This is a genomic window from Halarchaeum grantii, from assembly GCF_014647455.2.
GTDB lineage: Archaea > Halobacteriota > Halobacteria > Halobacteriales > Halobacteriaceae > Halarchaeum > Halarchaeum grantii.
In genome coordinates this window covers 1-24625 of the sequence record NZ_BMPF01000007.1, presented here as the reverse complement: position 1 = coordinate 24625, position 24625 = coordinate 1, and the positions used below count along the sequence as shown (strand labels likewise).

General features: G+C 53.7%; 19 protein-coding genes and 3 pseudogenes. 13 read left to right on the top strand and 9 right to left on the bottom strand.

Annotated elements, in window-relative coordinates:
- The first annotated feature begins 557 nt into the window (after nucleotides 1–557).
- The 10 genes from IEY12_RS14885 to IEY12_RS14840 all read left to right on the top strand — a co-directional run bounded on the left by IEY12_RS14885 (nucleotide 558) and on the right by IEY12_RS14840 (nucleotide 9184).
- The gene (locus tag IEY12_RS14885) at nucleotides 558–1211 is read left to right on the top strand and encodes a winged helix-turn-helix domain-containing protein (protein ID WP_188884483.1); all 654 of its coding nucleotides are present in this window, start codon (nucleotides 558–560) and stop codon (nucleotides 1209–1211) included.
- Nucleotides 1212–1225: 14 nt separating this feature from the next.
- Nucleotides 1226–1783 (top strand): PIN domain-containing protein, encoded by a 558-nt coding sequence (locus IEY12_RS14880; protein WP_188884441.1) that lies wholly within the window; start codon nucleotides 1226–1228, stop codon nucleotides 1781–1783.
- 399 nt (nucleotides 1784–2182) lie between these two features.
- Entirely contained in the window at nucleotides 2183–2701 is a 519-nt protein-coding gene (locus IEY12_RS14875; protein ID WP_188884440.1) for a DUF7342 family protein, read from the top strand.
- A gap of 3 nt (nucleotides 2702–2704) precedes the next feature.
- Entirely contained in the window at nucleotides 2705–3145 is a 441-nt protein-coding gene (locus IEY12_RS14870) for a hypothetical protein (protein ID WP_188884439.1), read from the top strand.
- Between the two features lie 403 nt (nucleotides 3146–3548).
- On the top strand, nucleotides 3549–3872 hold the full coding sequence (locus tag IEY12_RS14865; RefSeq protein WP_229871419.1) for a hypothetical protein: 324 nt from the start codon (nucleotides 3549–3551) through the stop codon (nucleotides 3870–3872).
- Between the two features lie 595 nt (nucleotides 3873–4467).
- A complete protein-coding gene (locus IEY12_RS14860; RefSeq protein ID WP_188884437.1) occupies nucleotides 4468–4698 on the top strand; it encodes a DUF8066 domain-containing protein in 231 nt (76 codons plus the stop codon).
- A gap of 371 nt (nucleotides 4699–5069) precedes the next feature.
- Nucleotides 5070–6737, top strand: coding sequence for a transposase (locus IEY12_RS14855; protein WP_188884436.1), 1668 nt, complete (start codon nucleotides 5070–5072; stop codon nucleotides 6735–6737).
- Between the two features lie 497 nt (nucleotides 6738–7234).
- Nucleotides 7235–7483: an AbrB/MazE/SpoVT family DNA-binding domain-containing protein gene (locus tag IEY12_RS14850; protein WP_188884435.1), complete on the top strand. Its 249-nt coding sequence runs from the start codon at nucleotides 7235–7237 to the stop codon at nucleotides 7481–7483.
- Nucleotides 7484–7918 carry a type II toxin-antitoxin system VapC family toxin gene (locus IEY12_RS14845; protein WP_188884434.1) on the top strand — a complete coding sequence of 145 codons (435 nt, stop codon included), beginning with the start codon at nucleotides 7484–7486 and terminating at the stop codon, nucleotides 7916–7918.
- Nucleotides 7919–7921: 3 nt separating this feature from the next.
- Nucleotides 7922–9184 carry a tyrosine-type recombinase/integrase gene (locus tag IEY12_RS14840; protein WP_188884433.1) on the top strand — a complete coding sequence of 421 codons (1263 nt, stop codon included), beginning with the start codon at nucleotides 7922–7924 and terminating at the stop codon, nucleotides 9182–9184.
- Between the two features lie 27 nt (nucleotides 9185–9211).
- Here IEY12_RS14840 and IEY12_RS14835 read toward each other — a convergent pair whose 3' ends face one another.
- The 6 genes and pseudogenes from IEY12_RS14835 to IEY12_RS14810 all read right to left on the bottom strand — a co-directional run bounded on the left by IEY12_RS14835 (nucleotide 9212) and on the right by IEY12_RS14810 (nucleotide 14723).
- Entirely contained in the window at nucleotides 9212–9814 is a 603-nt protein-coding gene (locus IEY12_RS14835; RefSeq protein WP_188884432.1) for a DUF7342 family protein, read from the bottom strand.
- A gap of 644 nt (nucleotides 9815–10458) precedes the next feature.
- Nucleotides 10459–10995, bottom strand: a complete 537-nt coding sequence (locus tag IEY12_RS14830) for a DUF7970 domain-containing protein (RefSeq protein WP_188884431.1) — start codon at nucleotides 10993–10995, stop codon at nucleotides 10459–10461.
- On the bottom strand, nucleotides 10995–11906 hold the full coding sequence (locus IEY12_RS14825) for a ParA family protein (RefSeq protein WP_188884430.1): 912 nt from the start codon (nucleotides 11904–11906) through the stop codon (nucleotides 10995–10997). Before IEY12_RS14825 ends, IEY12_RS14830 begins: the two co-directional genes overlap by 1 nt.
- 264 nt (nucleotides 11907–12170) lie before the next feature.
- Nucleotides 12171–12545 (bottom strand): annotated as a pseudogene (locus IEY12_RS15950) (transposase); the annotation flags it as partial.
- Between the two features lie 906 nt (nucleotides 12546–13451).
- Nucleotides 13452–13802 (bottom strand): hypothetical protein, encoded by a 351-nt coding sequence (locus tag IEY12_RS14815; RefSeq protein WP_229871414.1) that lies wholly within the window; start codon nucleotides 13800–13802, stop codon nucleotides 13452–13454.
- Between the two features lie 189 nt (nucleotides 13803–13991).
- On the bottom strand, nucleotides 13992–14723 hold the full coding sequence (locus IEY12_RS14810) for a homing endonuclease associated repeat-containing protein (protein ID WP_188884429.1): 732 nt from the start codon (nucleotides 14721–14723) through the stop codon (nucleotides 13992–13994).
- Nucleotides 14724–15386: 663 nt separating this feature from the next.
- Between IEY12_RS14810 and IEY12_RS14805 the strand changes: the two genes are divergently transcribed.
- A complete protein-coding gene (locus tag IEY12_RS14805; RefSeq protein ID WP_188884428.1) occupies nucleotides 15387–16607 on the top strand; it encodes a COG1361 family protein in 1221 nt (406 codons plus the stop codon).
- Between the two features lie 116 nt (nucleotides 16608–16723).
- Here IEY12_RS14805 and IEY12_RS14800 read toward each other — a convergent pair.
- From IEY12_RS14800 to IEY12_RS16035, 3 genes and pseudogenes are all read right to left on the bottom strand, one after another.
- A pseudogene (locus tag IEY12_RS14800) lies at nucleotides 16724–18052 on the bottom strand (RNA-guided endonuclease InsQ/TnpB family protein).
- 388 nt (nucleotides 18053–18440) lie between these two features.
- Nucleotides 18441–21227: an HVO_2072 family ArtA-dependent S-layer glycoprotein gene (gene csg, locus IEY12_RS14795; protein WP_268246010.1), complete on the bottom strand. Its 2787-nt coding sequence runs from the start codon at nucleotides 21225–21227 to the stop codon at nucleotides 18441–18443.
- Nucleotides 21228–21335: 108 nt separating this feature from the next.
- A pseudogene (locus IEY12_RS16035) lies at nucleotides 21336–21736 on the bottom strand (transposase family protein); the annotation flags it as partial.
- 93 nt (nucleotides 21737–21829) lie between these two features.
- Between IEY12_RS16035 and IEY12_RS14790 the strand changes: the two are divergent.
- Together IEY12_RS14790 and IEY12_RS14785 are read left to right on the top strand one after the other, a co-directional pair.
- On the top strand, nucleotides 21830–23419 hold the full coding sequence (locus tag IEY12_RS14790) for a DUF7827 domain-containing protein (protein ID WP_188884427.1): 1590 nt from the start codon (nucleotides 21830–21832) through the stop codon (nucleotides 23417–23419).
- Nucleotides 23420–23527: 108 nt separating this feature from the next.
- Nucleotides 23528–24103: a hypothetical protein gene (locus IEY12_RS14785; RefSeq protein WP_188884426.1), complete on the top strand. Its 576-nt coding sequence runs from the start codon at nucleotides 23528–23530 to the stop codon at nucleotides 24101–24103.
- Nucleotides 24104–24625: the final 522 nt, after the last annotated feature.

Genomic DNA, 24625 nt, shown 5'->3' with positions numbered 1-24625 from the left:
CCGTCTATATCCCCCCGTTTGGAAGTGGCCAAGGTGATTCGCCTGGATTCCTCTTCGTGTTCGTCTGGGCACCGATATATCTCGTCGGCTATGCCCTCCTAGCCGGCGGTGAGTACTGGCTTCGGCATCGCAACATCTCAGTGCTTCCCTCGGCCATGTAGACACCGAAGAAAGAACCACAACCGCAAGAATTCAGCTTTGTTGCGGGAAGGTTGTGCTCACATGAGCCGTTTGCTCAATACGACCCCCTACAAGAGTGGCCGATCCGGCTTGAACTATCTGAACTCTCTATGATAGTTCTCGGATACCGGCTACCGAATACCTGGGTAGAGTGCGTCATTAAACAGTTGTGACAGCCTGTCGAGGAAGGGTAAGTACAGAAGACGGAGGGACCACGAACGAGCGAAGCGAGTGAGCGCAGCAAAAATCGGTGTGCGTATCTACTTAATGGCCGTTGGGGGAGCGAGTATCGTGTAGTTAAGGCACGTAACAGAGCTATCCCTGTGGTTGTCCTCGTTTATGAATATTACAGCGTCCCGTTTCCGTGGCAAACGTTTATGGTTTCTAGTTTCGTAACTCTATACAAGATGAGCTACGATACAGAACACGTGCGAAACGCGGGGGACACTCCGGGAACGATCACTGGAATTCCGACGTTCGCAGAATTACTTGAGAACCCGTCCCTCGCTGACCTCTACACGTCGATTAAACGGGTAGAGACTGCAACAGCCCCCGAACTCGTCGAAACAACGACTGTCTCCAAAAAGACGGTGTACGACTACCTGCATAAACTGGAGCAAGCGGGCCTGATCAGCAAGGTTGGTAACGAGGCCGGGACTGCCGTATACACCGCTGAGGAATTCGAGCTAACGTTGACAGTCCGCGAGACGGAAGTCTCGATCACCCCCAAGATTATCGAGGTGATCGCCCAGAAGAACGAGTACCCAGCGATCGAACGGGTCCTCGAAGACCACGGAATCGTCACATTCGCACTCGCATACGACCTCGTGAAGGCACACAGTGAGGGCGATGTTACAATCCGGCAAATCGCGAGCCTCACAGATCTATCTCCTGGAACGACGTATGACCTCGTCGAAGCGCTCTATTCGATCCTCGATCTTGGAGACGACGAGTCGACCCCGACGACGTACACACCGGATGATTTCGATGAGGATGAAGACGGGCTTCTCGAGGAATACGCTGACAAGTAGACTGAGTGACGAGGATGTATACTGCGAACATTGCAGACACGGTGATGTTTCGGAACTTGGGGAAACACCCGAGTCCGCACTTACAGAATCTCAAGTCAGCCGTAGAAGACGCCGGAACCGAAATTTGGGTGCCAGCAGCGGTCTACCACGAGCTGGCAGATACCGGGAGTGCCGACTCGCCGACGAATCCGTACCTCGATGCGGCTATCGAAGAAGGGTGGCTTCGGGTAGCTCCATCACTGCCAGGTGATCGCACCCAGGGGTTCGATAGGAGCGCTGGACCAGTTGAGAAAGCACGGTTCGTTGCAGATGAGTTTCTCAACCAGCAGAGCAAGTATCCAGAGACGAACAACTGGCAGGATGCGGCGTTGGTCGCGTTGGCAGTTCGATTGTTCGATGCGAATGCCCGAATTCATGTGATCACCCACACAGCGGACGAAAATCTGGCAAAGGCGTGCGCTCGTATCCCTCCCGAATTCGGATACTACGACATCAAGTCACGATACTACAACCCACCCCAAACGGCCAAGGTTGAGTTTCCAACCGTTGGCCAGCTTACGTGGAATGAGTAGAAGAAATTTTTGCGATTGGACCAGTATTAGCACGTCCATTCACGACTTCAACATTAGCTAAATATACTAGTTTCCGAGGAGCGAGCAGCCCTCCTGCTTCGCCTATTGTTAGAAGTGAAAACGATGAGAGGTCGAAGGAGTACCTCATCCAGAGTCACGAGCCGGTTCAAGAACCGTATGCATTGAGACGGCCGGTCTCAACTTCTCCACCAGTGCAGTAGTCCCGAACGACAGAATTTGTGCACGAGATAGCGGTCATACTCTGGAAAATTCGGCGAACAAGACCGTTCCTTCCTCACACGATGATGAGTACTGAGAAACGCACCGACAGCATCCGTGCATTAGGGAACTATATCTCTAACCCTTTGGATATATGTTCTAGAAACTCGTAGGTGGAGTATGGCCGACGACACAGAACGCGACGACGAGCGTGCGTCGATGACGCGCGGCGAGCGGGTTCGCGCCGCCGCGCGCACGCTCCGGACGCCGCGCACCGCCTCCTGGATCGCCGACGAGACCGACGTCTCGGTGAAGACCGCACAGAAGTACCTCGACCAGCTCGTCGCGGACAACGTCCTCCGGAAGATCGAGCAGGGCGACCAGACTCTCTACTGCGTCGACCAACTCATGGCGACCTACCGTGAAGTCGCCTCCCTCCAACGCGAACATAGTCGCGAGGAGCTCACGTCTGCCCTCGAATCGATGCGGACCACAATCACCGACTGGCAGACAACCTACGGCGTCGAAACTCCCGGCGAGCTTCGCGCGAGCATCGCCGACCTCGACGACGCCGACGAGATCGAGGAGCGCCGCGAGGTCGCGAGCGAGTGGGAGCATCTCGACGACCGCATCCCCGTCGTTCAGGCAGCCCTTACCGAGTACGACTGGGCGACCGAACGCGACACGATCTCCGTCTGACGAATGGGTCTCTCCGGAACTATCGATAGCTCCGTCTACGAGGGGCTAAAGGACGTCCTCCGGCGCTATCCGACTGTCACGACAGTCGCCTACGAGCCGGACAGCATCGTCAAGAAATTTCTCCGTGCACAGGTCGACCCGAACCGCGTGTTCCCTCCAACCGGCCCAGACGCACCAACACTCGACGTCGAGTGGCGCTTCACCACAGACGACCAGTACTACCGCATCCACTACGCGGACCCAAACACGGGGTTCAACTGCGGCTGGCATCGCGACGACGATCATCCCGAACTCGGGCCCGTTCACTTCCAGTACGAGAATCCGGTCACAGGCGGGAATAAGCACGAACGTGCCAACTTCGAGAAGGAACTCCCGACGGAGGTCCTCTGGACAGCACTCGACAGATTGTTCGACGAGCGACTTCCCGACCTTACTGACAGCTAAGGGGTCGCTGAGTACTGCATCCGAACAGCGATGGATATTGGCCGGTATGCTGGATCAACCGTGCGAATCGTTCATCAGATGAGTCCCCCTCAATCACGGAGATGAGGCTTTGTCCCAAGTAGTCTCCGTCCAGCGATCTTACTGAGCAATTCGACACCGGCCACCGCCACAAGCGCGATCAACACTGAACCCCAATACGAAATGGACAAGGCCTGCCACAAGGGCGAGAGTGTACTGTCTCTCCCATCCCTCGTATTTCGGACTCATAGGTTCATTCTACCCAGACATTATGTAAGTCTCTGTTGAAATGTCATTTGTTAGACATCTTGTCTGGTGAAACAGCTGTTAGGTAGGGGTGCGTATAGTCCGAACTATTTTTCGTGTCAGGCATCATCCTCCCTGTGTGAGCAACCAAGAATTACGGTGGAACCTCACCAGCGTTGGACTCATTCTTGTGGGTCTCCTCGGAGCAATTTATACCGTCGTTCAGTTAGGAGCATATCTCGCAAGTGGACTCCTACTGCTAGTCGCTGTCGCTGGTGCGTTCTTGCTTTTACAGAGGCAGAAAGCGTACTCAATTACTCTGTTGATAGCGGGAGTCCTTTCTCTTATCTTCGCTGTTGTCGGTTATCTGAACCAGGGTTTTGTCACGCTAACTATCCTATATGTGCTTCTCGCCATCGTCGGTATTATTCGTGGTGGGCAAGCATATCGAGCAGTAGTGTAATCTATCTAAGTGGTACCTTCCCCTTCACCTATCGGTCAATAACGAGTGATAAAGTGACGATATTCGAGAACGTATTTATACGAATAGAATATAACGTCACTATGAAAACGTTTAACAAACTGAGTTTGGGATTAGCTGTCCTGGTTATCCTCGCACTGGGAGTAACATGGTTTGGACACGCTTCCAATGACGATATGCTATTCCAGTTCGGAGTGACCTCGATTTTCGTTCTGAGTCTCCTAAACGGTGTTCTGCAGGTCGGACGGTTCCTGCAGAGTTGAACCGTTTATTTTCAACAGGGAAATTAGAACGGCATCTACGCTCCTCGTCTTCTCGGATGATTCGCTGTGGACGCCCACGACGAAAACCACTGAGATACTGAACCGCTCGGAGGGCCGAAAGCGTAAGATCATCTTCGAAGTCAGACAGGATCTGTATTTTGTATCATAGGAGGGACCGCGACGACGCAGATTACTTCATTGAGCTGGTGGTGTTCCTATTTCCCCCGATGCGGTGATCAACTGCTAACTACAAATGAGCTACTTATCACCCTTGTAGCGTAATCACTAAATCAGTGACAGATAATCGAAAATGTATGACGGACTGGTCCCCACCATCAATTCCACGTAACTGGCTCATTGCAATAGTGGTGTTCTACATACTCCTCCTCGCATATTCACTGCTCATCGCGGGGCAGTTGTTACTTGGAGTTCTCCCAGGGTTTGTACTCGTGTTTCTGTACTTCCTGTGGAGAGGTATGGTCGCCGTGGAAGCGATTGCCGACGCACAACAGCGGATGGCAACTCTACGAGAAGAGGGTCGATAAATACGCAGACCTTCCTAACAATTGTTCCAACGGGTGTCGTGTCGAACTAATAGGATTTCAACAGAGCTGAATCTTCACAAAAGCGGCCAGAAAGATAGATTTAGGATAGCTGAAAGACTGTATTCGGTAGTTAACCCTCCAACGACAGGCACTGGACACGTCCGGGATCCATACTCTCAACTGTCCTCAATCGACCACACAACTACGCTCCAACGTAGTCTCGAGGACACGATCGTGAGCGAAGAGACCGCAGTCTCGGAGGATAATGACGAGACGACGTGAACAACCACTAGCAGACTCACCATGAATGCAACTCAACTGTCTCCAACAGTACACATCCATGAACCGCAGTCTGCCTCCGCCCTGTTTCGTTGTCAAACCCACATTCGACTCACGACACAACCGTACTGACCACGTTCGAACAAGACGCAATCGACCTCATCGAAGACGGAGCCACCTCGTTCGAGGTCATTCGAGACCTCCCGCTCCACTCTCTCGACATCTACGAGGACCACGCGGCAGACTGGCACTACAAGTACGCACTTGAGCCGCTTGTCCGTGCACTCTTCTGGAGAGAGCTGATGGGGTGGTCGATGAGCCGCCTCCACGCTGAACTTCAGGAGTACGCTATTGATCTCGGCTTCGACTCCGAGAAATTCGCGACCGACGCGACGGCTCCAAGCCGAACAACACTGGGCCGCGCGTGGCGTGACCGCTTCGGCGACGACCTCCACGAGTTCATCACGCGCCGAACGGAGTGGATACTTGAACACGCTCACGACCGAGGGAATCCACTCGGGCTGCGAGCACTCGAACCTGCGGAGAATAGCGACCTCTCGAAAGCGACCGAGGAGCGTTTTATCCGCGAGAAGTCCCGAGAGGTGACGACCGAAATGCGCGAACTCGTGTTCCCACAGCTAGACTTGGATCGTCCCGATTCGGGTACACGGTACGAGGACGCCGCATTCCTCACGCTTCAATCACTGCTCAGTCTCAACGAGGTCGCCGCAGAGAACGGCGGTGACCTTCTCGCGGATCGCGACGGCACGGAGAACGCGCCGGACGCCGACACGCATCTCCACTACATCAAGCAACTCTCGGCTGACCAGATTACGGCGTTCGTGACAGACGGGGTCGAGGCGATGCTTGAGCAAGCGAAGCGCCATCTCGAGTTCAAGCGGCCGGTCGAGCTTGCCATTGATGCAACGAGTATCGAGATTCCTGGCGACCACCGAGAGCTAGAGATGGCGATGGGGACGAGGGATCCAGAAGATGACGGGAGTCGCTATCGATTCGCGACGGCGAGCATCGTCGGCGAGAATGTGAAATTCACGCTGGCGATGCGGCCCATAAAGAAGGGTGAGACGATAGGAGAGGTAGTTCGCAAGCTCTACTGGCAGGCTCGCGAACACGTCTCGATTAAGATGGTGTACGCTGATCGTGAGTTCTACAGCGCGGACGTAATCCGGACGTTGAACGAAACTGGCTCAAAATACATCATCGCAGTGCCACAGCGGAAACGGTTGAAACGGGAGGTGCAGCGAATGTCGAACGACGTGAAAGTGACAGACTGGGCGCTGTACGGCCCAGTTGCAGGAGAGCCTGGAGACACACGTGTCGAAACGACGATGGCGTTCGTTCCGAAAAGACGCGATGACGAAGCGAAAGACGAGACTGAGAGCGATGATGAGGACGAGCAGGGAGTTGCGACGTTCGCGACGAACCTCGATATCGACGACGAGATTCGCCTCGATCGGGAGGAGACGAAAGGCTGGATTAATCGCTACAGCCGTCGCTGGGGTATCGAGAGCAGCTATCGGTCGATCAAGGAGTTTCTGGCGTGGACGACGAGTTCGAACTTCCGGATTCGGTATTTCTACTTCGGATTCGCCGTGTTGCTCTACGATATGTGGTTGCTCGTCGAGTTCGTCGTGGAAGTGAGTCTGGACTGTCTCGAACGGCAGGACGGGCCACGGATTACGGCGAAGCGGTTCCTCGGATTCGTTGAGCAACCGTTGCTTGGGGGTCCACCGCCGTAATCGCTCTCAGTCGGGACCGCATGCGGTTCGGAGAGGCGTCGCTGTCGAAATCTTGGCGAGTTTGGCTCTGTCGACACCAGTCCCGAGGAGAGTCTGATTCTCGGTCGTCATCGACGACTGACTGAGTGAATTTCTGGTCGAAATCGGGCCAGTCGAGCCTCATTCCGGCGAATTCTCGTGCACATTCGGACCCGATCCACCAGTGAGTTCGATATAGCGATATGCAATTTACACGTGACCCGAGAGTTTCGGCTACTATTCTGTGTTGTCTGGTTGTCTGGCCGGGACAACCATGAAACACAAATGCTAAGAAATCAGATTGTATCGCTCTATCCAACGAAAACCGCACCCTTAGAATCGCCATACCACCGAGCAGGCCGACTACAATGCCGGTCTGCGAAGTAAACTATCGTCGCAGCGCCACCGAACTCAGCGACAGGCGCAGGGTAGTGTGGTCGCACACTAGGCTTATAGGCGTCGCCCTCCTCGTATGGAATATGAGTGAGAGCGTTGATTCGGAAAGCAAGGTCTCGGGGAATCAAGCGAACATTCCCGCCCGTATCCGCCGCGAACTCGACATCGACGACGGCGACAGACTTCGCTGGCAGATCGAAGACGGCGGGACGCTACGGGTACAGGTCGTCCAACAGCGAAGCGGGACGTTCAGCGACTTTGAGGGCTACGGCGGCGACAAGAAAACCGACGTAACGTCAGAACACGACGCGTGGGGCGTCGACGTCGAGTAGATGCCGCGCGCACTCATCGACACGAGCGTGCTTTTCGCCGCTGCGTATCGACGAGACAGTCGTCACGACGCCGCCCTCCCGATCCTCCAGGGCGTCGATACTGCGGACCTCCCGGAAGCGGTCGTTCTTGACTACGTACTCGCCGAAACGCTGAACGGACTAACGACGCACGCGGGCCACGACGCAGCGACGGATTTCCTCGACCGCATCGAGGAGAACGCCCGGTTCCACCTGGAGTCGCTGTCCAGTGATGCGTTTGCGACCGCGAAAGCGCTCTTTCGGCAGTACGAACGCTTCTCGTTCGTCGATGCGTGCATCGTCGCCTACATGCAGACTGAGGGGCTCGGCTACCTCTACGCGTTTGACGACGATTTCGACGCCACTGACGACGTCTACCGCCTCGAAACTGCAACCAACCCCTACCAGCCGGAGTGACTGATGGAGGCAACCTACGCTCGCTTCGACGGCCTCGAGGAGTTCGCCCAGTTCTATCGCGAGGAAATCGTACCCGCGATCCGGGCTGACCCGGACATCGACGTCGACCCGGATAGTGAGACGCCGACGTACGCGTGGCTAAAGAGCAACTATTCGGGGTTCGTCGAGCGCCTCCGCCGGGACTACGACTGCTCACCGAGCGAGTTCTACGACGAAGTCGGCCTCCCTCCAAACCCTGACGAGACGGACGGCAAGTGGGGTATCGACCACGAGCCGACAATTCGTGGACTCGAGGACTACCTTGAGGAGTTGGAGCGCGACCGTGGCCGTGCCGCGACGACCATCAAGCCGCGGCGCTCGCGACTAAAGACGTATGTCACGACCTATCGCGAGGTGAACGAGACGAGCAATCTGCTCTCGCCGCTGTTGGACGAGACGGCGAAACCCGACGAGATCGCGCGTGTCCGAGACACCTTCCGTGTGCTCGACGACGAGCTGGGAACGCTTGCCTCGAAGAAGAAGTACGTCTCGGCAGTCAAAAACTGGTACACGTTCCTCGAGGAGATGGGGCGCGGTCTCTACAACCCGGCCGAGAATCTGCTGAATCGCTTCGGCTGGGACGAAGACCCACGCTACGACCACCCGGCGCTCTCACGCGACGACGTCGCGGCACTCCTTGACGTCGCGAATGCTGACGAACGTTTCCTGCTGCTCGCGCTCGCCGGCTGGGGACTCCGACCCGTCGAGGCCTGTGAGTTGCACGTCGACCAACTCGAACTCGATCCAGAGGAGGGCGATGTGCCCTATATCGAGTTCGAGGCCGGCCAACGCAAGAACGCCCGCCGCACCCGCAATACGGTCGAGCTCCTCGTCGGCGTCGACGCCGTCCGCGAGCGTATCGACATTCTCGCCGAAGACGAGGAATGGACCGGCTACCTCCTCCCCGGTCAGTCAATCAGTCGGCCGATGTCCACACAGACGGCGCGCCGTTGGTTCCGCGACCTCGGCGAGCGAGCGGACGTTGAGGTTGATAGGAGCCATCCGCTCCCGAAAATGGGGCGTCGGACGTGGTACCGGCTCTACCGCCAGCAACGCCCGAACATCGAGGCTGGAACGGCCGCCGTCGCGGCCTCACAGGGGAGTCGTGACGCCTCCGTCTCCGAGCGCAACTACCTCGACGAACGAACTCGGCGGCAGGCTCGTGCTGACGCCATGCGGGAGCTTATTCAACAGGAGTTTGCAGACCTCTTCGATGAGTACCTCTAAGACCGCAGAAACATCTACCAACTCTGATCACTCGAAAAGAGATAGGTTAGGCGAGAACGTCTCCATCGAGTGTAGATCGTCATCGACGAAGCGTTCGGCGTTCGCAATTGAGAGGGCGGCGTTTGTGAATGCGAGGTTGCGGCGTAGCATCTGCCACTCCTGAACAGTCTCTGAATCAATATTTTGATGATCAGATTCGGATTCCGCGAACATCTGGTTTGTCCGCTCAACGGCCAGCTCTTCGGGAGAATTAACTCCATACTTGGCGCGATAGTTGTTGAGCTGGTCACGCATCTCACCGATACGCGTAACGAGTTCGTCCGTCGAAGCGTGTTCAAGGATATCCACTGCCTGCTCAACAACAAGTGATTCAGGAGATCGACGATAGGTCATTCTGCCGTGTTCACCAGCACTTGTGACGGCGAACCCCTCGTCTGCAAGCGCTTTTAGGTGCTTGCGCGCCGTTTTCGGTGAAGTGAGTGCGTCCTCGGCGATGTCAGCAGCCGGTATAGACGTGTATGTCTGTGCAATGACGTGGCGAACACGTTCGTAGGGAGTCGTCTCAGCTTTCCAGCCGTTACCGGCTGTCTCATCGACGTTCACGAATTCGTCGGGTGTGTAATCGCTCATATTGACTAGCTATTGTAGAGAATCTAGTAATTTTTTTGTTTCCACATTATCACCTATATATAAAATTATTTATAGAAATAATACTATACTTATTCGAGGAGAGAATCCCGTCGTTCAGGAAGGGAGTGAATCCGCCAACACTTACACAAACCATGTTTTGCTGCTGACGCGGATATGTAAGTGCCAATACGCCATAGTATGACGTACACCGAGGCGACTCACACCGCCCACTTGAATGCACAGTATCGGGACTCCGAGACCCAGAACGTTCGAGACACTCTCTCGAACCGCTGTGGTGTCTCGGACAGGATAACTCCGAGTCCCCCTGCCGGGGATAAGAGTAACGGCGGTGTGGCCCCGCCAGTAGCCCGTCATGCCGACTAGGTTACAAACAAGCAAATATCCCAACCTAGCGGCGCAGTACCGTGGTAAGCCTCGCCGTTTACGGCGAGAAGGAGGTCACCTAAGACCACCTCAATCGATGTGTTCCCATCAAGAACTCGGGACGATCTCTGAGAACATCCATATACCCGAATTAATCAATCTACTTGAAGACATTCGACCGATTACCGACTCCACGAGCGATGACTTAATTAATTCACTATATATTGGTATAAAAATTAAATTTCAATACATCTTTCCAGTTACTTATCGAGGTATTCGATACCCCATTCGCGGAGTTTTTCGGCGACGAGTTCAGGGTGTTCGTGGGCAACCATCATTGCGGCTTCGCGCGCATCCCCCTTGTAGACTGGTCCGGCGACGAGGTTCTCCAGATCATCAAGAAAGTCCTCCTCACCGTTCTTGACGAAGGGACGAACCTCGAGGAGGAGCTGCTTTGTCCGGTCAGCGTTCACAGATGCCCCACGCATCTGGCGCTGCACGAGATAGGGCAGACCGTCCATGTCGATATCTCCCGCCTGAGCCTGTGTAGAAGACGCTTTGTCTGCGGATTGCTCATCCTCACTCTCTGCACTCGAGTCGGGCTCCGACTCGTCTAGCGATTCTGCTGGAGACTCTTCCGCTGCGTCAGTCTCTGTGTCTGCTGTTGAGGCTTCTACCTCGGTCGTAGTCTCGGCCTCGGATTCGACCTCGGCTGCTGCTTCGGCCTCCTCGGCATCTTCCTGGTCGGAGTCCTCAGTAAGATTGAGACCGCCAGTTCCCTTCTTCAGTCCCCCCATTAGGACGTCACCTCCGTCTCCTCGATATTGAGCGACGGTTCTTTGGGCGGTTCGACGTCGAATTCGTCAACGATGTAGTCCGCGATTTCTAGGATGGTTTCGAGTGTCTCGACTTCGCGGTCACGGAGCCGCCGTGCACCGGGTTCGCCGTTGTGCCAGCCTTCCTCGACGACTTTGAAGGCTGTTCCTTGGGCATCCCACATCTCGTCCATCATACTCTCACGGCTTCCCACGGTTGCCGCGACGCCGTACTCTTCTTCCATTTCGTCGATATACCGTTTGTGGGTGCTCGTCGAACTGGCCCCAGAAAGAATGACGGCGGCAACGCCAACGTCAATGCCGAGATTCTCACTCATGCTTTCTAGGAGCCCAGCGAGCCCTTCGAGACTCTTATTGCCCTTTCCTGCGGGCTTGGTTGGCGCGACAAGCGTCCGAGTAGCATAAATCGCGTTATAGAGCATAATCTCGGCACGTGCGTTTGGGTCAACAATGACAACATCGTAGTCCTTCTGAACGTTGTTCTTCTCCCAGAGGACCTTGTAGAGTTGCTCGTAGCGATTGAACTCATCACCCATATTCTCTTCAAACTGCTCACGCTGGAGGAGAAGCTCGGTGAATTCTTCGAGCATATCGTGAGCGGGGAGTACGTCAACTCCTTCCTTGGTGCTGCGAATGAGATCGTCGAAGTTACCGTTTGGCCGTCCGAGGACGTGTCGAACGAGATTATCAGCTTCAGGGTTGTCGCGTTCTTTCTCGACGTCGAAGAGGTAGGTGAGGTTTGCGGCTTGGTGATCAAGGTCGATTACGAGGACGTCGAAGCCCTGACGAGCATGGGCTTCAGCGAGATTGGCTGTCCACGTGGTCTTGTGGATACCTCCAGACTCTGAGTAGATGGTATAGGTGATGGGCATACACTCCCTACATAGGCCATTTGAGTGATAAAAGTATGCCAGACATTTGGATGAGGTATGTACATAATCTGTATGCCTGATGTAGTAGGATGATCTGGATCGTGTCTGGTTTAATCCTCACTACATCCCGGATCACCCAAATTCATTAGGTAGGTAGATTAGGTTGATGAATTATGTATATGGTGGAGTGGGGAAATTTCCCGATCTGCTGTGACATCCTTTTCGCCGTAAACGGCGAGGCTTCCCACGCATGGGAAATACCTGTCAGTGGTCGCTGGTAGAGGGTTTCGACTCTTGAAACTCCGTGAGTATCATCTGCGAAGGTATCGCTCGTCTCACAGTGAATCGTGGCCGTGCCACTACGGCTCCCATCTCGAAGCGAGTCATCGCGTTCCGCCTTGTCAAGCGGGACGCTCTCTCCCCACGGGTCAACCCGTCGTGCGATATTCGCAGAAGCGTTGATGTCCGCCTGAAACGTCGAAACGTGGCAGTCGTCGTGCGGACACCGAAACTCAGCCTGCGAGTCCCGCCGACCGATACGGTGGCACGAGTGGCACATCTGCGAGGTATACGCCGGATTCACGTACTCACCGGGATGCCCGCTTCCGTCGCCTTGTCCTCAATGCGCCCTTGCAGTCGTAGGGTATTCGGCCTGCAACCGACGGTGGAACGTGAGGCAGTTGTCGGCTTCACGCCCGCCGTGAACGGCGGGATTCTCGCCTTGAAAAAAGATATCCAAGTGTGGAAAACACCCACGAATCGAGGCAAAGAGGTCGTTCGGTGCCTTCGACAAAGAAAGTCCAGAATGACCAGTTGGTGTGCGATGGCATCACTGCCTCTGACGAAAGCTCGATCAAAAGTCTTTGAGCGGCCCATTGGTCGGATCCTGACCCCGCCGACTGCGAGGAAATCGGAGACCTGCTAGGTCCTCCGGATCACTCGGTTGCCGAACAGTAATCTCCGCTGACCGTTCAATTCGAAAATCTACCTAACGGCTATTCCAATACAGATACTGCCCACTTAATATTATTCCGACATATTCAGATGGGATAGAAATACCCTATCAATTCTGACTCTTCGAGTATAGCCTGAGTCATTTAGTGGAGCAGAAGGACAGGATCCAATTCCAAGACACTACTTAGCCTCCAACTAAGCGTGTCGATCTCCTGCTCCATCGGATGACATGCCAGCAGTCTACGTACAACTGCTCGCATTCATATTATAGCGCTACTATATATTGAATGTTACCCCGCGCTACCAGACAATGAATATTGAGCAATGACACGCGGAGACTGGCTACAAAGTTAACCACTCAGGGCTAAGTGGTTCGAGACGCCTTTGGCGTCTCGCTATCACGAAACAGCTTGCCGTCTCGAACGACCTAGAGACTTTCGTGTGGACACCTATTCTAACCTCCGGTGCTGGTAACGGCGAACGCGCCAGTCACGTTCAAGCCCATGCCGAGAATCACTCCGTTTCCGGTGGCGTCATCATCGTGACTGGCTTCTTGGCATTCTGTTCCGTCACCCTCGTAGTTGGGGTTCTTCAGCGTGACATGCAAGTAGAACGTGTCGTCATGCTCGTCGTATTGGAGCGTGGCACTCGACGCATTCCAGTCTCAATCTCGTAGTACCGGGTAAACGGCGTGCCCTCATGTTCGTCGTCAGGTGTGAACATGTATTCGGCAGTAACTCTGCCGTTCGACGTGGAGAGCGTGGCGTGATCGTCGTTGAACGACGCGGAGCGTTTGTCGTCGACGACACTCCACGAGTCGAGCTCAGGCCAACTGGTTTTCTCCCCCTCTTTTAGTTTTTCAACATCAGCATCAACTACTTCGATGGCACGTCGGATACCTTTCTGGACGAGGTTTGCTGTGTGGCTGGTTTCCTCACACAACTCGTCGTACTGGGCTTTCTCGGTCTTTGACTTATTGGTAACACAGTAGTTGTCGTAGCGTCATACTCACTCTATCACCAACACCAAACTGTCTTCCCGCACAGCTCTTCTCCTCCTAATGCTCAATATCTACTGTACACCTCTACCAAATATCGGTATCAGGAGTGACTACTGATAAACACTCGACATCTATTCATAATCTTCTTGATTCAGCGCAATCTCTATAGCAGCTGACCAAGATCCAAATCTCTGAACATATGTATTTGGTGAATGTGGTCCGTGCTCATTCATATCGTCCATTGTTGGCTTCTTATCTAGTTTTTCAGCTAGGTCTTGTAAGTCAGATAGTAGTTTGTCATCAGGGATTCTGGAACCACCTACCGATGGCCGCTCATCAAATCCTGCCGCTTGTAAGGCAGCAGTCCATGAACCAAACTGACGACGATACGTTGACTCGCTATATTTTCCAAGATTAGACATTTGTTCCCGACTTGGTTGGCTACTTAGTTCCTCACCCAGACGCTTCAGCTCTGATATTAGTTCTTCTTTTGATATCTTGTCTTCTGTCCTTTCTAATCCTGCCTTTTCAAGCGCTACATCCCACGAACCGAAATGGTTACGGTAGGTTGAAGTCCAATAATCCCCTTCTTCGTCCATCTGATCAACAGTAGGTGTTTCTTCAAGTCTATCAGCAAGATCAACTAGTGACTGAATTAATTCTTCTTCACTAGCTTCTGTTTGCGGATCTCGTGGGCTAAAACCTGCCTCAGCCAATGCTTCTTTCCAAGATCCAAACCGATTATAATATGTCGTTGCAGAGTACTTTCCGTGTTCACGTAACTCCTGTAGAGTTGGAGGACATGAATGATTACGTGCCAACCTCTTGAGTTCGTTAATTAACTCCTCTTCGCTGATTTTCATAGCCTCAATTAGACGTAGCCATATTTACTATTGTTGGAGGTATTCGTAGTTGAATAGACTCCTTTAAAACTAATAACGAATTGAGAGGAGATTGATTATCGACGTTGCGGCATTTGATCGACAAAATCCTGACTCGGCCTCGCAGTTCTACAGGTGGAGCAGGCTGAGTGCTTCGGGACTTAACCCGGAGGTGGTTCACTTTGTCTCAAGGGAAATACAAGCTCAAGGTAGTTAGTCAATTGTCCGCGTATTGATTGGTTAGCAAACTTAGCCAGTGGAAACTATGATACAGTCTAGTTGAGCCATATTAGTCGATTTCGTCTGATTGAGTGGCAGGGAAGAGTTCGGAGAAGTAGATCCCGTTAATTTCAGGACGAATAACGGAGACCGGTCATCAACAGCGTAGTTACGAACGTCGTCCGACTTCGGGTGTGCAGTTCAATGTTGTGACAGTCGCTCGCTGAAGTTCGCCCATCTAGACAGTGTCGAGATTATCGATATTACTTACTAGGACGATATCGATTGGGGGTTACTGAACTAGCAGGGCATTAAATAAGTATAGATCAGAATATACTTTTTGAGTTCAGAAAAGAGTACCAAATGTTCTGTTTTAGGCCAACCTTAGCCAGAGCAGTTATACTGCTGCAATTATATCATGGGGACGTGATGCAGCGACAAATACACGGTGTAGGGTTCGTTAGTGCAATAATCATCACAATACTGGTTGGATCAGTAGTTATAGCAGGTGTCGGTGTTGCCTCTGCAGATGTCTCATATATCTCTATTTCTCAAGTTTCGGTATCCGAAGATGAACCGGTCGCCGGGAATCCAGTAACAATCACACCTACGATCTTGCATTCGTCCGCTGGAAACGGTGGTTTCCAAGTAACTGAAGCTGTATTAGTCACTTCAGATGGAACGCGACTTGTAGAAGTGAACAATCTCGGAACAATCGGTGCTGGTGACTCACTTAAAGTACCACTTCGGACCTCCTTTGAGGAGGCAGGAGAAAAACATCTTACAGTACGCGTTCGAGGGAACGTTGTGAACTCTAGTGGGACGGTGAAATCAGTTGAAAGCGTAGAATACCCGGTTTACGTTGATGTGAGTGCTCCATCCGATCCTACCCCGGAAGCAGAACCGCAGGTCTCAGTTAATGCTGACACGATGGTTTCCGGAACATCAACACCAGTTCGCGTTACGGTATCGAATAGCCGTGATTCGGAGATCTCGGATGTGGCTGTCCATCTCTCAAGCGCTGGTGACCAGATAGAGACACAGACGAAACTACAGCCAATTCTGTCGGCAAGGAATATGTCGACGTTTGTGTTCGATGTGACTCCGACATCTCCTGGCGAACTAGATCTCAATGCAACAGTTGAGTACGATAGCGGGAGTACGCAGGTTACCCGTACAGTAGATGTCGTCCCAGTTCAAGATGACATCTTTATCGATGCAGTAATGACCACCAATAACGGGACTAACGTTATCCAGTATCAGGTCACAAATGCAGGTAACGCTCCGATTCATAACGTACTAATTTCAGGGGAGGGATCTAATGCAGACCTCACAAGGGCATCGTTCGATACTATTAATGCCTCATCAACGGCCACAACTACAGTTCCTACTGGAACCTCAGCATCATCACTGGCACTAAACGTCTCCTATACGGTCGGTAGTCAGAATCAGTATATTACCCAGACTGTTCAAGGAGACGCTCTAGACGCTTCTAGTACCGGGGTAGAGTCTAAGAGCTCAACTGGTCTAGGTGGGATCCTTAATGGCATGTCACTAACGAGTATCGGCCTACTATTTGGTGGGTTGGCAGCTGGAGGTGCTGTCGGACACCGACACCGTCTACGTAGCCTGCTGAGAAAGCGTTAACCTCTGTCGGGACACAGCGATTGGTGTGAACTCACCACTCGAGATGCCCAATAGTTTCCAAACTTTGACCTCCTCCCACCCCTGAAGGGGTGGGATTCCTCCGATGGGGATTTCGGCTATGCCGGTTCCCCGGAGGCAAGTTTCCCCACCTCACGATGGGTACTCCGGTCTGTGTGTTCCTCTTTGGGATTTGCCCGCCGAACAGGCGAGGCGGTTGTGGTGGGCCGCCACTCGTGATTGTCCCACTCGAAGCGCACGGGCCGGGCCATTAGGCCCAACTCCACCACCGGTCTCACGGTCGAGGACCACGTGATTTGCCTTCAAATATGCGTGTCCCTCGAATTCACACTCATCGCACCGGAACACGTCCGCATTCCGATATGTTTTCTCTCGCTCGCCACACTACGGACACTCTTGAGTCGTGTACTCCTCCGACGTCTCGACGACCTCGATGCCGGACTCCTCACAGACACATTCGAGGCGGTCGATGAACCGCGAAAACGCCCAGAAGTTGTGCGTCTTCTCGTTCATCACGCGCACTTCCAGTGCGTCTCTAACACGTCCTCGAGATTGCCGACGTACACTCGGCAAGCGCCGTCTTCGTACAGTTGTTCGACGAGGTCGCGCACCAACGCATCTTGTGCGTGATTTCGACGCCCCAACTGCTGGCGGTACAGTCGGTCGATGCGCTTGCTCGTCCGCCGCTGATCGTCCAGTATGGATTGGTAGTAAGCAATCTCCTCGGTCGTTTCGCGGAACCGCTTGAAGAGGCTGCGGCCTTCGTAGAGGAACTGCTGGCCAGTTGTCGTGGTGCAGGCGACGAGGGTGTTCGCACCCACGTCCAAGGCGGCCTCTTCAGAGGCCAGTGGTGAATCCCGTCGAGAATCAGGTACGGTGACTGGTTGGAGTGTCCTGAACGTGTCGCGTACCTCGTCGTACACCAGTTCCAACCGGCCCTGTTCACCATTCCACTTCGGGTTGCCGCAAGCTTCGAGGTGGAGTCTGCCGGTGATGTCGTACTCGTCTTTCAACGCTTTCCCGACCGGAATTTCGAGGCGGCTTCGGTCACCCCACTGGAGGGTGTATTGGTCGTTGCGGATGTACGTCCGCGACTTCCGTCCGTCTTCCTCGTTACCCCAGTAGCCGGGTAGCGACGGCTTCTCGTCGTGGTCGCCATCGTGGTATTTCTCGTTGAGAGCTAAGAACGACCGTCACGCCGCGCTGTTCTTGCGGGGGATTTACTGGGCAGTTGCACTCCCGAGTACGTCCTTGTAGCGGTCGCTGGGATTGGTGGCGTGCCAGACCTAGTTGTCGTCGAAGAAGGCCTGGTGGCGGTTGTAGGTGAGTTCGTTCCAGAGGGTGGCTGACGCGTCGAGGAGTTCGAGGAGTACCCCACGCTATTCGAGGGTACGTGGGTGTACCTTGAACTTGTTGACGCGCTTCATCGCCGTACCAGCGTGTAGACCCTTAACCGTTGTAACCCTTGTTTTACTACTGGGTTTGCATGGAGTGAACGACATACTGTTTACATTGAGGTCGAAGACGACGAGCGGTATGAGGAGTTGAAGCGAATCAAGAAGAAGCACAGGCTGACGTGGAAGGGACTGCTGTTGCAGGGAGCACGGCGAATGGAGGGCGACGACGCGATATAGAGCCACTGCTACTAAGTATGGCCTTAGTGGACCGGAAGAAGAGCGACACACAACAGCAGTGCCGTAGCTAGGCTACAATTGTACTTGATTGCCTGGCTAGTGACGTATTGCTACGAGGTCACTCCAAAAGAAAGGACCGCGAACCGAAATGACCGGTACCGCCGGTCAGTCGTTGTTAGTGTTAGTTGTCGCGGCGGAGTGCGAGGAGCGCAGCGCCGGCGAGAGCGACGAGGGCGACGCCGGCACCGAAGCCGGGCGTGCCACCGCTCGTCGTCCCAGTCGTGGTGGACGTCGTGGACGTCGTGGACGTCGTGGTGGACGTCGTGGACGTCGTGGACGTCGTGGACGTTTCGTCGTCCGTGGACGTCGTAGTCGTACCGGCGTACTCGCTCACGATCTCGACTTCAGCCTGGTCCGAGTTGTCACCATCGTCCGCTTCGATGGTGTAGGTACCAGATTCGAGATCGTCCGTGCTCAGCGTGACAGACCACGTACCGTTCGTACCCCACTCGTCAGTGCTGACGAGGTTCTGAGAGTTCCCGTCCTCATCGAGGAGTTCGACGGTAATCGTGTTGTCATCGGGCTGGAGGTTCGTCTGGCCGCTGACGACCATCGTGTCACCCGTGGCGACAGGGTTGATACCGGAGGCTTCAGAGCCTTCGGGGTAGACCGAGTCGACGGTCGTGGAGCCGTCCGCCAGACGGAAGGTCTTCGTGACCATCAGGTCGTCGCTGGCGACCGCTTCAGTCGTCTTATCGGTCAGCCGCTCACGAACCTGCTCGCCGGTCAGCGAATCTTCCTCAAGCTGCGTGACGAAGTCACTGAGTTCGTCGAAGTTCGCGATGTCACCGTCGCCGAAGGTGTTGTCGCGACCCATCGAGAAGACGTGAACGGAGACCTTGCCCTGGGAGAACTCCTCAGGAATGGTCACGTCTTCCTCACTGAACGTCTGATCGTCCTCAACGGAAATCGACTGATACTGCGTGTTGCCACGCTGGTCCACCATCACGACGGCAACCTCGTCCTGACCGGAAGCAGTACCGGTAATCTCAAGGGAGCCATCGGATTCCGCAATCTGACCGTTAATCGTGGTGATAGACGCAGTCAGGTTCCCGTCAACAACGCGGAGGGAACTACTGGTGCTGCTACCGCTGTTGAATTCAGACGTGGTAATCGAGTCATCCACGGTGTCGTCGCCATCGATGTCTGCATCAGCAGCATCAATCACGCCGACACGGTAGGTGCCGGGCAGCGATAGGATGTTGTTCCCCTGACCGTCACCGTTGGAGAGCACAACATCTTCCTTCTCGAAGGTGTCGTCAGACTCAACGTTAAGCTGACGGTCACCGTCGAGCGTAAGGAGCTGCCAGTCACCGCCGTCGCGGACGTAGAGTGCGATGTTCTCGGAGCTCGTTGCCGTACCATTCACGTCGACTTCAGAGCCGACGACGTAGGAGTCTTCAGGCGAGTTGAGCGTGACGTCACCCTCAGTAACCTCGAGCGTCACGTCGTCCGCGCCGCCAGAGGCACTCGCATCTTCCGGAACGTCCGTATCGAAGACGTTCACGTCAATGTCGGACTCGTCGAGGTACTGCGTCTCGATGGAGCCAACACCGGTCGTCCCATCAATCTCGACGACAGCGTACGCGTACTGGATGTCACCATCGGAGGTGACGATGCCAGTCGTGTCCGTGTCGCCGATGTTACGGAAGATCTTCTCCGCGTTCGCCTCGGAGAGGTCATCCTGGAAGTCGCTCTGGCCGATCGTCACGACGTGGTAGCTACCGTCAGTACCGCCAGTAACCTCATACTGGACGTTGGTACCGCGGGTGACGGATGTCTGGTCAAGGCTCAGACCGAGTTCCTTCTCGCCGGTGAGCTCGACCGTGGTGGACTGCGTAGCGCTACCGAAGTCGAGGTCGTCGGAACCTTCAACCGTGAAGGTGTATTCACCGGCGTCCTCGTCGCTGATGTCAACGTTCACGTAGCCGCTACCGTTCTCAACGGTGGCGTCACCGTTGATAACTTCGTTGGAAATCTCCGTGCCGGACGAGTCCATTACGGAGACTTCAGCATCTTCCGCATCGCCGTAGTTGTACTGGACGTAGACGGAGAGATTGGCGTTGTCGCTCGTGACGCTGCCACCGTTAATGTCATCGGAGTCCTGGTCCAGGCGGACCTCGAAGGTGCTGACGCGCGGCTGGCGCACGTTCACACCGATGACGCCGTCACGGTAGCTGTCAGGACCGTTGGCGTCATACAGGCCGGTTGCCTGGTCCTGCGGGATCGGGGACTCGAGTGTGTCACCTTCACCGTTGCCGGACACACCGATCAGGGAGCTCTCATAGTCGCTCGGCGTACCGAAGCGAACATCCTCCTCACCCTGGAAGACGGCCTCGTCGTCGTGGACATACGTCCAGTCCTGCGTTTCGGTACGTGCAGAGTCGGTACTCGAGCTCGTGTTCGCGTTGAGCGTGAACGAGACCGACTTGCTCACGGCATTACCGTTCGAGTCAGTGACGTTGAGGTAACCCGTCTCAGTCTGCTGGGAGCTGACGGAGTCCCAGTCGACAGTGACAGTACCAGAGACGTTGATGTAGCTGACGTTCCCGTTACTGGAGTCAGAGATCGTGTAGACCAGATCGGACTGGTCGTTCGAGGTACTGGTACCGGCACTACTGAACTGGGAGCTGTTCGTGTCAAGCGAAAGCGAATTCCCAGTAATAGACGCCTGGCTCGGCAGGTTGATCGTAACCGAGTCCGAGCTACCGTCAGGCGTCATGGTTGCGTTAATTGAAACGTTATGCGTTTCCGTGGTCCCCGAGTCCACCGTAGTCGGTGAAATAGAGGAACCGTTCGAAGTGGCTGCAGCGGCACCCCCGGTGAATGCGACGGTGGCACCGAAGACGGAGCCGACCATCAGCACAACCAGGAACAGGCTGCGAACCTTAAGACGTGTGTCTGACATTTTTTGTTATTGTTGCAGTCGCCAGCGCTAGCGTTCTACCAGCAGGGATCCGATACCGGTTCCGGATTTGTGTGGTGTACTTGCTGTTGCCGGCATGGTAGGGGTACGTCAATAACAACGGGTAGCAGTAGTAAATGCTTTGTGTGTTTTGAGTGCTAACGTATGTCGCATTTCAGTACTGTCCTGGTGGTATTGAAATCCTCTAAAGGGAAGAGTACCAATAAGTGATAAGCAGCTAAAGATGGTTCTGGTTTCCTGAGAATGGTAGCAGGCAGAACCAAAACTTGATGATGGATACGCGGATGCTTCGCGTGCGCGTGTCTGTCTAAGAAGTGGGACGCTCTCTCCCCATGGATTAACCCGTCGTACGATAGTCGCCGTAGCGTTGATGTCGGCCTAAAGCGTCGAAACGTGACAGTCGCCGTGTGGATACCGAAACTCGGCAGCGAATCTCGCCGACCGATACGATGGCACGAGTGGCCCATCTGCGAGGTGTACGCCGGATCCACTAGAGCTGGAATCGGATTACCAAAACAGATTGAGCAACTATTGAGGAAGCCAAACGACAGAAAGTACTTACCCATAACTAGAGTAGTACAAGTATGGATAGATGGGGACAATCCGGGCAACGGACACTCTTTGTCGTGTTATGTCTAATAGCCGCATCGGCTTCGGGTGGGGTTGCGACGGCACAACATGCAGCAGTCAGTTTCTCAAACCCGACAACGGTTGAACAGCAGGGCGATATCGCAACGATACCACTCGAGTTCTCTGATACCGAGCAGGTGAGTCTGCAGATCTCGTCAGCAGATGGTAATTATTCTACAACACTCCAAGTAAGAGATGGGAATGGAGATGGGCAGGTCACAGTTGAACTGGATACGTCGAAAGTAGGACAGCCCAAAGCCGCATACAACACGAGGGGAAGTGAAGACTCAATTACATTTACAAGCCAGAACTCAGATGTTAAGGCAGATCTGCTACCGACTGGAAGATATAACCTGATTATTACCTCTGGTTCCGCGCGTATTGCATCGGTAATGATGATTACTGAACCAACAGTCTATGGAAGTACGAGTTACACCATCTCTGGAGAGACACCAGCATCTGTAGTCGCAGAGTATCGGTTTGCCGAAAACACGAGCCAAAACACTACAGAGCCACTGGACGTTGCTACTGGGGATTTGATGGTCGCGAACTTCCACCTTAGCGGTATCGAAAGTGCGCTCCAGTCGACAAACCCGGGCGAGAAGGCCGTATTTATGTCAGATAGCACTCCTGGGGCGCACACGGAGCACACGCTTCAACTGTCAGCACCGAACCAGACAGTTCGAGGTCAATCACTCACTCTTGACTATGAGCAGACACCAACATTCCACAGTCGGCAGCTCGTGCGATCAATCGGTATCGATACGAACTCTGATGGGATAATAGACCGGTCTCTAAAACCACAGGTTAGCAGTTATAAGACAACGTCTAGTGGAGAGCTATCTATCGAATTTAGCAATCCTGTCGTCATTAACGCAAGTGAGACACTGCTATTCCAGTATTCAGTAGAAAATTCAAATGAATCAGAGGACACTATTCAGATATCTCTCGGAGATTACCAGATGTCGGAGACTATCAAATATGGTCTAACTGGACAAGGTACCCTCGGAGCGGGTGTTGATTTACAGATTCACAGTAATAATACCCAGATACTCTCCCCGCTGATGGCGATTAATGAGACCTACTCCTCCGAAGCTAATACCTTAAGTACTGTAACGAATACAGATCAGCTACCGGAAGGAGCGTACAACATCTCGCTTGAGGTCGATAGTCGCACGTACCCAACTGGAGAGCATATCAGGTTTAACAAGACATTTACTGTGTCACAGCCAGCTATCCACAACCTCTCAATATCTAATTCCAACAATTCGATCTCAGTATCTGCTCAGACGAACTACGCAGCAGGAACCCCTCTCGTCGTTGAGGCGTCTTCATCAACTGAAGATTTCCAGTTTCTCTCGCGATATACGAGCACCGTCAGTCGTACTGGGGAGATTGCAACCGAGGTCTCTATCCCATCCCAAGCCTCCGAGCCAGTTAATGTCACGATAATGTATGAGGGAGATGTCGTAGCCGGACCAGTAGAATATCCGCTTCCCGAGAACGAGACAACAACTGGTTCAACCACATCACTGAATCCGTAGGCTTCCCACGTCCACATTCTTGATCCAAAACTCAGGATACCGTCACAACGGCAACCACATCCGATTTCAGGCGAGGCTTTTTGCTGGTCCATTCAAAAGTCGCGGTAGATGAATAACTGGGGCCATCGTGGAGTTTCACTTGCGACAATCTCCAGTGGTGGTATCGTTCTTCTGGGTGCTGATCTTGTCCAACCAACGCTGCTTACCATACTCGCGTTATATGGATGTCTCAGTCTTGGTGTGGTGACGGCAGCCTTACCGAACACGCTTGAGACACTAACTGGTCTACAGCGACGAGGACTACTCCACAGCGTACTCACCCCGATCAGCTTTGTGCCAGTCGTCTACCTACTAGTTTTGGGAACGGGCGCACAGCTACAGCGGATCTTTGCACAAACGCTTCTAGTCCCCCCGTCTTGGGATATCCTCGCCACATTCATCGCAGGAACAACCGGCGGAGTGTGGCTACTACATATCGCTGTTGATAGTGGTGCGTACAGCCGGGGTACGCTCTCGCTTCGTCCTTTCGCCCCACTCTCCGAACGTATCGTCTCGGCTAATCTCTATCAGAGTGACTCCCGCCTCGTAAACTGGTGTGCTTTGATCGTAGGTACTCTGATGGCCGTCCTGCTCACTGTGATCCTGATTATACAGGTATCTGTTGAATATGGATTGAACAGCTGAACACCATCACAGGCGTGAAGAAGATTACTCTGACTTAACTGCAGACGATAGCCAAGAGTACTGGATGACGTCTTCCGTCCCTTCTTTTCGTTCTCCCCAAGCCGTCAAAGATGGGGAAACAGTAATGAGGCAATCTTCAGCCTGGATTAAATAGGCGTAGACAACGTCTCCACTCAGGTTTGGTTCGGATCGATTTCCACCCACAATCTTGGAAAGACCATTTGCCTCACGGGTTACACCACCTTCGGAATTGAACACCATACCGTCTTCTTCGCGATACCGGAGATATCCACTATCACTACCAGCTGCGGTCAAATCTTGATAGTAGTAGATCTGCTGCCACGTTCGAGTGTTGAAGTCCTGTGTCCCTTCCTGTGAAACCCGACCTTGCTGAAGTGATTCCAATGCACTGGCCGCAGCTTCTGTATCGGAGAATTGCTGTAGGTATGCTAGCCATCCGTCTTTAGTTAAGCCTCACACCTCGGTTGTGTAGCGGTAGCGAGTGTCTCTTGTAAGATTGGT

Bases quoted from the DNA above. Each gene is read 5' to 3' on its own strand.
- IEY12_RS14810 (WP_188884429.1), bottom strand. From the start codon at position 14,723: ATGAAAATCAGCGAAGAGGAGTTAATTAACGAACTCAAGAGGTTGGCA.
- IEY12_RS14835 (WP_188884432.1), bottom strand. From the start codon at position 9,814: ATGAGCGATTACACACCCGACGAATTCGTGAACGTCGATGAGACAGCC.
- IEY12_RS14790 (WP_188884427.1), top strand. From the start codon at position 21,830: ATGGATAGATGGGGACAATCCGGGCAACGGACACTCTTTGTCGTGTTA.
- IEY12_RS14830 (WP_188884431.1), bottom strand. From the start codon at position 10,995: ATGGGGGGACTGAAGAAGGGAACTGGCGGTCTCAATCTTACTGAGGAC.
- csg (WP_268246010.1), bottom strand. From the start codon at position 21,227: ATGTCAGACACACGTCTTAAGGTTCGCAGCCTGTTCCTGGTTGTGCTG.
- IEY12_RS14870 (WP_188884439.1), top strand. From the start codon at position 2,705: ATGGGTCTCTCCGGAACTATCGATAGCTCCGTCTACGAGGGGCTAAAG.
- IEY12_RS14860 (WP_188884437.1), top strand. From the start codon at position 4,468: ATGACGGACTGGTCCCCACCATCAATTCCACGTAACTGGCTCATTGCA.
- IEY12_RS14825 (WP_188884430.1), bottom strand. From the start codon at position 11,906: ATGCCCATCACCTATACCATCTACTCAGAGTCTGGAGGTATCCACAAG.
- IEY12_RS14885 (WP_188884483.1), top strand. From the start codon at position 558: ATGGTTTCTAGTTTCGTAACTCTATACAAGATGAGCTACGATACAGAA.
- IEY12_RS14850 (WP_188884435.1), top strand. From the start codon at position 7,235: ATGAGTGAGAGCGTTGATTCGGAAAGCAAGGTCTCGGGGAATCAAGCG.
- IEY12_RS14785 (WP_188884426.1), top strand. From the start codon at position 23,528: ATGAATAACTGGGGCCATCGTGGAGTTTCACTTGCGACAATCTCCAGT.
- IEY12_RS14840 (WP_188884433.1), top strand. From the start codon at position 7,922: ATGGAGGCAACCTACGCTCGCTTCGACGGCCTCGAGGAGTTCGCCCAG.
- IEY12_RS14845 (WP_188884434.1), top strand. From the start codon at position 7,484: ATGCCGCGCGCACTCATCGACACGAGCGTGCTTTTCGCCGCTGCGTAT.
- IEY12_RS14875 (WP_188884440.1), top strand. From the start codon at position 2,183: ATGGCCGACGACACAGAACGCGACGACGAGCGTGCGTCGATGACGCGC.
- IEY12_RS14880 (WP_188884441.1), top strand. From the start codon at position 1,226: ATGTATACTGCGAACATTGCAGACACGGTGATGTTTCGGAACTTGGGG.